Source organism: Breoghania sp. (genome assembly GCF_030066895.1).
GTDB lineage: Bacteria > Pseudomonadota > Alphaproteobacteria > Rhizobiales > Stappiaceae > Breoghania.
In genome coordinates this window covers 1-6,353 of the sequence record NZ_JASJAV010000047.1, presented here as the reverse complement: position 1 = coordinate 6,353, position 6,353 = coordinate 1, and the positions used below count along the sequence as shown (strand labels likewise).

The window sequence follows — 6,353 nt, the reverse complement described above, 5'->3', positions numbered from 1 at the left end:
ACCCTGTCCCTTACCCTACGCATGCGCCTGTGGGCTACGCCCTACCCACGTGGTGGCGCCCTCATGCGTCGGGGTAGGGGAACTCGTCCATTTTCCTCCTGACTGCGCTAGACAACAGACGTCTCTCACCTGTCATCTACGCCATCAGCTAATCCTGAAGCGACCGTCGACCTTCCTTGTGGACACGGTGTACACCTGCTTTGGAGCTGACCAACCCAGTCCGGCTATCTTCAAGTATCCTTGCTCTGAGTATCCTTTACTGGTTGCTTGTTGCGCTTTCGAGACTGCTTTTGCGCGTCTCTTTTCGTCGTTTCTTGCGGGCTATTCTCCGGGTCGATTGTACGCTGGTCTGTCGCGGACCCGACATGCCGTCTTCGTCTAAACCCCGCCGTTGCCGGCAGCATGAGTGTGACGTACTCCTTACTCCGGGCGACGTACACTCTTGTTGCTATGCTCACCGGTTATGCCCGCGAACCCAGTTAGGGGCGGATCCTGGGGAGAAACCTTGTCAACAATGCAAACACTGGTCTGACGCCCAATTGCGGACCTGTATCGCCCACAGGGACGCCTGGTTGGCGGCGCATTCTCGTCGTCCCCAGGCTGACCCTGTTTCTTCCCAGGATCTTACCCTTTCGGCCTCTGCCCAGGAAGGGACGGAACACCCCGGACAGCCTTCTTCCCCCCCGCCCTCTTCGTCGGATACGGCCGTAGAGTCCGTCCGGGATTGTTCCGACTCGGTCCCCGTTACCAGCCTAGAGGACGTTCTCTCCCGTTTTCGGGACTCTCTCGAAGCTTCGTGGGCTGACCGTTGGTCGACCCTCGAAGCCCGGATGGAGCAACGTCTGGGTCAGCTGGGGGCCACTGACCGCCGTGACCCCCCTGCCTCCCTAGGGGGGGTCCCGGCGGCAGCCGGGGGTACCGACGGGTCATCTATTAACCCAGTTACTATGTCTTCCTTTTCTTCTACTTCCAGCCACCGCCTGGACACGCCATCGGCCCGGGTACCTCTCTCCGTCCACTCGCAACCACCGATACTCCACTCACGAGGTGGCACCACCGAGTGGACGATGTCCCCGTCCTCCCAGCCTTCGGCTAGGGAGGTCGGAGGGGGTACCGCGGACCCGAGCAGGATGTCCCCTCTGCCGCTTCTTCGTCGTGTGGAGGTCTCGGCTGTGCCGAGACTTGCCTCCCGGGTTTCCCGGGAGTGGGCCCACACTCGCCTGCAGGACCAGGCTGGCGAAGTCGTCACACGGGACTCCACCCGGGACCGCAAGAGGGCGCGGCGCTCGCCTCCCAGCAGGAAACGCATTCGGGATTCCTGGTCCCGATCGTTCTCCCCAGCCGCTGACTGTAGGCACCGTTCTTCACGTTCCTCGTCGAGATCACGCTCGGACCTCTCGGCCTCTCGATCCCCCTCACCGCACAGGTCCCGGTACCGCTCTCCGTCGACGGAACGCCTCCCCGACTCGGTACCGGAAGGGGGCTTTGCTACCTTTCGCGAGGCACTTCAGCGGCTGGTAGATGCTGGCCTGGCGCAGCCTTTGGCTCCCAGGCAGGAACTGGTAAGTCACCCGGATCGCCGAGCCCGGTCCAGGAATGTACGGGGGCTGGAGCAGCATTACAGCATGAGTCGCTGGTATGAAGTGGTCGACACCACCCTCGACCGTCAGTTGGAGTCATCCACCAGCACCCCCTTCGCACCCTCAGCACTCCGCAGCATCTTCACCAGGTACGAAGCCTGCTCTGAGGGCACATTCCTGCATCGGCCTCGGGATCGTCCTAGGGGATTCCGGGAGATTTCTACACTACCTGACGATGACGCCGTCGGCCGTCTCGCTCGTGGTCCAATCTCCCTACCCCGCAAACAGCGGGAAGTCGTCGAGCGTTCCACCCGTACGGCACTAGCTGCCACCGGGTATACACGCCATTTCCTGGAAGGGGCGGCGGCGGATTCAGAACGGCTCATTCAGGCCATCGCCGACCTGAAGGCCGACGTCCCTTCCCTGGGCAGGGGAGACGTAATGGACAGACTCAACCATCTGGAGACACTAGCAGTCTCCAACGCGGATTACTCAGCCCACGCCAAACTCTCCGCCTCGGACACCATGGGGGCTATAGTCGGCGTAGATGTAAATTTCACCTTGGCGCAGCGAGATAAATTCCTGCCCAAGCTACGATCTTACCTGGGCCCACACCTACGCCGATCGCTGCGGAATGGTTCCTTCATGTCGACGGACCTATTCCCCACGCTCCCGGAGGTCTCCAAGGCGGCCAGAGACGATGCGGCTCATGAGTCCACCCGCCAGCTGGCCTCTCTACGTCTCTCGTCGTCGTCTTCACAACGGCCCTCCTCTTCCATCCCCCCGCGAGCCGGGGGGAATCGCCGACCTGCAGCCTCCGACCGCCGCCCGGCGGCCGGCCATAAAGCGGCCACCGGCCCCGCTTCCGGGACCCAGCGGCCGGCAGGACAGCACCGTCGCCGTTTCGATCGTCACCGACGTCGAAAAGACGGGGGCCAACGCCAACCACCCAACAGAGATTGACTCCTCTCTCTCCCGGGTTTGGCAGGAAGACTTCGGCAATCCCTGCTCATGCGCCGACGAGCGTCCCGTCGGCGGATGCCTGTCTCACTACCTGGAGGCTTGGCGAAGCATTACCGACGATCCATGGGTACTCTCGGTAATCGACGGGGGATACGCCCCGTCCTTCGCCGACGCTCGACCACCGCTGACTCGCGCTTGGGCCCAACACGAGTCGGCCTGTCCAGGAAATCGAGCAGCATTGATCACAGAGACCGAAGCTCTCCTTCGGAAACAAGCCATCGAGCCAGTGACGCACCCAGAGTCACTCGGTTTTTACTCCAACGTTTTTCTGGTACCCAAGAAAAACGGGAAGCTCCGTCCTGTGATCAATCTCCGCTGCCTCAATCGTGTGCTCCACTGCCCCCATTTCCAAATGGAGACAGTCGGCTCCATCTCGGCCGCCATCCAGCCGGGAGACTGGGCTACCTCCCTGGATCTGACGGATGCCTACTTCCACATTCCGATAGCTCCTTGGTTTCGCAAGTACCTACGTTTTGTGGTGGCGGGTCAAGTCTTCCAGTTCCGGGCCCTTCCGTTCGGCTTGGCCCCGGCCCCGCTGGTCTGCACACGCTTGTTAGCACCCCTGGCCATTCACCTCCACTCGCAAGGTATCCTGTTTCACAGATACTTGGACGACCTGCTCATCCGAGCTCAGTCCCCTATACTTTGCCGCCAGTGGACTCACCAGGTCTTGTCTCTCCTCCGTCAGCTAGGCCTGGGGGTGAATTTGGCAAAATCCGAACTGGTCCCCACACAAGACTTCGTCTATGTGGGGGTACGTTTCCGGACCCAGGTGGGACTGTGCTGCCCCCCTCCGGACCGTTGGCAGGCAGCACGGCTGGCTTGCCGCTCCCTACTCTCACTGGGGACGGCTCCAGCTCGACAGTGGCTCTCTCTACTGGGAACCCTAGGATCTCTGGAGAAGCTAGTGCCCTTCGGCAGACTCCATATCCGTCCAATTCATTTCTGTCTACGTCACCAGTTCCGGATTGGGGTCCATCTTCTGAGCCGACCTGTCCATTTGGACACAGCGGCTCAGATGGCCCTTTCATGGTGGGCAGATCCTGCCCACTCACTGAAAGGGGTTCCCTTGGGCCCGTACGACCCTCAGATCATCCTCTACACGGACGCCAGCACCCGTCATTGGGGCGCCCATGCAGTGGATTTCCAGGCCGAGGGGGAATGGTCCCCCCTCGAACGAACCCTCTCTATCAACGCCCTGGAACTTCTGGCGGTCATACGGGCCCTCCAAGCTCAACCACTTTTCTGGCGGGGCAAACGGATCCTAGTAGCGTCCGACAATACCACCACGGTATCATACATCAATCGTCAGGGTGGCACCCACTCCATGACGCTCATGGATCTGACTCAGGATCTGTTTGCCCTAGTCCTGAACGGAAACATGACGATTCGCGCCCGGCACATCCCCGGGCGCCTGAATCGGACCGCCGATCTCCTCTCCCGGGGGGATCAAATAGTCAACACAGAGTGGACGCTGAACCGCCAAGTGACGGCTCAGCTGTGGAAGGTGTGGGGCAAGCCGAACATCGACCTGATGGCCACGGAGTTGACTTTCCAGCTCCCAACGTACATCAGCCCGTATCCGGACCCAGCGGCCTTCGCAGTAGACGCCATGTCCTGCGACTGGAAAGGGATGGACGCTTACCTCTTTCCACCCTGGGCCATGGTCGCAGAAGTGTTAACGAAGCTCACGACGGAAGGGCCGTGCCTGATCACCCTCGTCGTACCAAGGTGGCCAAACCGCCCCTGGTTTCCGCTTCTCCTGGATCTTCTCATCGACCATCCAGTCGCCCTGCCGCCGCGTCCCGATCTTCTAAGCATGCCTCACAACGGACGTCTGTTCGGCGCGATCCATTCCCTCGATCTTCACGCCTGTCGACTATCTTCCGACAGGCAACAGACCAGGGATTTTCTACAGAGGTGTCGCGCCGCGTTGCCACCAGCCACCTTCGCCCGTCCACACAGAGCATCTACGACTCAAAGTGGACGAAGTTCGCTGTTTGGTGTCAACGCCGGGGTGTCGATCCACTCCAGGCCCCTATAAACGCCGTTTGTGATTTCTTCCTGTTTCTGTTTAAGGACGAATCTCTCGCCCCTACTTCCATTGACGGATACAGGTCGGCAATCCATTCGGTCTGGGGTGCCGCGGGTCGCTCCCTCTCAGACTCCTATCATGTTTCCCGTCTCCTCCGCTCATTTCGAGCGGAGCGTCCACGGGCATGCTTCTCCTTCCCTCGGTGGGACCTTAACTTGGTCCTCAGAGTGTTGACTAAACCACCCTTCTCCCCACCCGATCCTGACCAACCCTTGTGGCGATCGGCCAAGACGGTGTTTCTCCTTTTATTGGCTTCAGCACGAAGGCGGGGCGACATTCATGCTATCGATCCCCGGCGAATCACTTTCACTCGTGCAGGGGTCATTCTCGAACCTTTTCCGGGCTATCTCCCGAAGATTCGTTCGACAGCAGAGGGGGAGGCCCGTTATGCGCCGATCGTCATCAGATCCTTATCGGCTATTACAGATGACCCGGGAGAGCTGACACTCTGTCCGGTGTCAGCTCTCCGTGACTACCATTCCTGGGCCGAGCGCCGCTCTCCTAACCGTTCCCGTTTCTTTTTGGCGCTCCGACAAAACGGGCATCCGGTAGCAAAAGCCACGATTTCGGCATGGGTGGTGAAGCTTCTCAGGCTAGCGTACCGTCACGCATCCGAGGAAGACGCGCGCCTAGCCTCCACTAGCGTACATGAAATCCGCGCCCTGGCAGCATCGATCGCGTTGCAATCAACCTTTGCCTTGTCCGAGATACTCAGAGCTGCGACGTGGGCTACCCCCACCACTTTCGCCTCCTTCTATCTACGAGATGTATCCGGACTGCGGAACGGGTTACACGTGCTGTCACCGTGTGTGGTGGCAGGCAGCACTGTACACTAGTGTTCACTCGGACGACCACCCGACGGTCGCCGTTCATCGCCCCTTTCGGGCTCTAGCTGGGAAACTCAGTTACTGCTTGTCTAGGTGAGTCCCCCCTTTTCTGTCCACCCTCACAGCCGTGGAGGGCTGTCCAGGGACTGGGGACAGCTCAGTTTCCCGAGTGTTTTCAGGACCCACAGAGCTCACCGCTCTCCCTGGTGTCCACCTCAACATCAGCACTCTCCCCGCGCTGATACGTTGAGCAGGGCGGGATCCGCGCCCCCTGTACGCCTCGTCGGGCAGGGCCCGGACCCGATCCCTAAGTCTCAGCCCCCACAGGCGTATGGCGTCTCCCTGGGGGTTTTCCCCCTTTGCAACAGCGGGTCGACCTGGAGCTTACAATCCGTATGGAATAGCTTGTCCCGGGCCGAACTCCCCTCCACACTATCTGTTGCATTCGGGCAACTAATGGGAGCGACTGGTAAGCAACATCGATTGCGACAAATCTTCCTGTTTGATTTGTCTATCGATTAGCTTACCTCGCTCCCATTAGTAGACTCCCACCCTACCTCCCCGCTCGTTCGTCCCCGGACCGTTCTTTCTATACCGCCGGAGGAAAATGGACGAGTTCCCCTACCCCGACGCATGAGGGCGCCACCACGTGGGTAGGGCGTAGCCCACAGGCGCATGCGTAGGGTAAGGGACAGGGTGGTGGTCTGATCCTTAGGGGAAAATTTAATTTTCTGCCTGACTGGGTAGTGACCTTTGGGAGTAAAGGGCAACTAATGGGAGCGAGGTAAGCTAATCGATAGACAAATCAAACAGGAAGATTTGTCGCAA

Annotated in this window: 1 protein-coding gene; it reads left to right on the top strand. The window is 60.0% G+C overall.

The annotated features are described in order from the left end of the window. Positions 1–3,672: 3,672 nt before the first annotated feature. Positions 3,673–4,647 carry a hypothetical protein gene (locus tag QNJ43_RS26345; protein WP_300474959.1) on the top strand — a complete coding sequence of 325 codons (975 nt, stop codon included), beginning with the start codon at positions 3,673–3,675 and terminating at the stop codon, positions 4,645–4,647. Positions 4,648–6,353: the final 1,706 nt, after the last annotated feature.